This is a genomic window from Gemmatimonadales bacterium (genome assembly GCA_030697825.1).
Taxonomy (GTDB): domain Bacteria; phylum Gemmatimonadota; class Gemmatimonadetes; order Gemmatimonadales; family JACORV01; genus JACORV01.
Genome location: JAUYOW010000270.1, coordinates 1 through 1,949 on the forward strand (window position 1 = coordinate 1; position 1,949 = coordinate 1,949).

Consider the following 1,949-nt stretch of genomic DNA (forward strand, 5'->3'; position numbering starts at 1 on the left):
ACCATGACGAACCGCCGGCCGTCGGGCGCGACGTCGTACTCACGGAACGAGCCGCCGGGCAGGAACGCTCCGGAGAACAACCGGCGGCGCTCGGCCACCTCGAAAGCCGGCAGCGTCCGCACCGACGCCGCCATCATCACGTCGCCCTCGCGGTAGAACAGTTCGCGGCCGTCCCGCGACCAGTAGGGCTCCGTCCCGCCGTTGAGCGACACCGGCACCCGCGGTCCGGGGCCCGGAAAGGGGCGTACGTAGACCTCCGCTCGGCCGGGCTCGGACGACTGGTACGCCAGCCAGCGGCCGTCCGGCGACAGCGCGGGTGCGGACTCCTGGAACGCGTCCGGGACGATCGTCCGGGCGGCCGGGGCCGAGTCGAGCCGCATCGCCCGGATGCCGCCGCTCTGCGCTCCGGACTCGTGGAACACCACGGTCCCCTCCGGCGTGATGGACGCCGCGTAGCGGCTCCCGGCCGCGACGAGAAGTGATTCGGGGGCGCCACTGCCGTCGGACGCGATCCACCACAGATCGGCATTGCTGGAGTACACGATGCGCCGCCCATCCGCCACCCAAGCGGGACGATCGCTGATACGGTTGGTGGTGAGCCGGGTCCAGGCCTGCTGGGTGAGGTCGAGGGTCCACACGTCCGAGCCGCCCCCCGGATCCCCGACGCCGACCGCAAGCCGGCGTCCATCGGGGGAGAACCGCGGCCCCGCGAAACCCCTCGGCGCGCCCGGGATGTCCGTGGGCCGCCCGTCGCGGCCGACCATCGTCAGGCTACGGTCGCTCACCGCCCCACGCTGGGCGTAGACGATTCGTCCGTCCGCGGAGACGCCGCCCTCGACACTCCCCGAGGCGTCCACGATCGCGTCGCTGACGATCGTCACCGGCTGGCCGGACGGGCGCCCACGCCCGACGTCGAACGGTATCGCCACCAGCGTTCCGTCGCGGTTGCCGAGCACCACGTAGCCCGCCTCCACATAGTGCGGGTTGCTCCCGAGCTGCTCGAACCGCGTGATCCTCCCGGAGGAGAGGTCGAGCGCCGCGAGCCGGTCGGTGTCCCTGGTTCGAATGGTGAACAACACCGTCCGCCGGTCGGGCAGCAGGGTCGGGAACCGGAAGGACTCGCCCGACGCGCTGTCGGGGGTGGCCAGCACCCGCGGCGGGCCGCCGGCGGCACCGACCGCCATCAGCTGCCTGACCGGCGAACCAGCGGTGACAAACTGGTAGTAGCGGATCGTGTCGTCGGTGCCCCAATCGAACGCGTATCCCTCGCACGAGTCGGAGAGGACCACCGGGACGCCTCCCGCCAGCGCCACCTTCAGGAGTCGAGAACCCTCCCGGAAGCCCAGCCACCGGCCATCCGGTGAGAAGAACGGCAGGACGCCGTTCCGCTCGCCGGCGACGGCGACCGGATCCACCCGGTCGGCGTAGCGGACATAGATCCCGGCCCGTCCGCCTGATCCGGTGTACGCGAACGCCGACCCGTCCCTGGAATAGGCGATGCTGACGCCGACCTGCCCGAAGAACGCGGCGCTGTCCGGCAGCGTGACCGCGTACCGTGTGACCAGCGGCGCGACGTCGGTAGTGCGGCCGTTGAGCCAGGTCCACCCGCCGAAGCCCACTCCCAGTGCCGCGACGACCCACGGCACCACTCGCGCGGCCGTGGCGGCGAGCGTGGCCCTGCGGGGTGATGTCTGCGCCGGCGCCGCCTCGCGCGCGGCGGTGGCCGGCCGCGCGGCGAAGGCCGGATTGGCCAGCGCCTCGGCGAACTGCGCCGCGGAGGCGAAGCGGTCCGCCGGGAGCTTCTGCAGCGCCGTTGTCACCGCCGCCTCGACGTGCGGCGGGATCGTCTTGCGCTGGAGCGTCAGCGAACGCGGCTCCTCCGTCATCACCCGGGCGATGATCGCCTGCGCCGTCGCGCCCGTGAAGGGCGGCTCGGCCGTCAGCATCTC

General features: G+C 72.7%; 1 protein-coding gene. It reads right to left on the reverse strand.

Going from position 1 to position 1,949, the window contains the following annotated elements; genetic code table 11:
• On the reverse strand, positions 1–1,949 hold a 1,949-nt coding region (locus Q8Q85_13160), incomplete at both ends, for a hypothetical protein (GenBank protein MDP3775205.1).